1 pseudogene is annotated in these 289 nt (G+C 70.2%); it reads left to right on the top strand.

The annotated features are described in order from the left end of the window. Window positions 1-289 (top strand): annotated as a pseudogene (locus tag H2O73_RS23870) (hypothetical protein); the annotation flags it as partial.

Here is a 289-nt window from a genome sequence, read left to right as displayed (position 1 = left end):
ACCGCCGATCGGGTGGCCGAGACCCCCGGCGGGGTTCTGGGCATGGTGACCTACCCGGTGCCGGACCTGATCGACCGGCTGCGCGGCTTCTTCGCCATGGCCGCCGAGCGGGGTCTTGCCGCCGATTTCCACGTGGACGAGACCATGGATCCGTCGTCCGAGACCCTGCGCGCGATTGCCGAGACCGCCCATGAGGTGGGGTTCGACGCGCCGATCACCGTTGGCCATTGCTGCTCGCTCGGCACGCAAGACGAGGCCCGGGCGCTGGACACGCTGGACCTGGTGGCGA

The organism is Vibrio marinisediminis (assembly GCF_014050145.1).
In the GTDB taxonomy this organism is placed as follows: domain Bacteria; phylum Pseudomonadota; class Gammaproteobacteria; order Enterobacterales; family Vibrionaceae; genus Vibrio; species Vibrio marinisediminis.
This window is presented reverse-complemented; position numbering and strand designations above follow the sequence as displayed.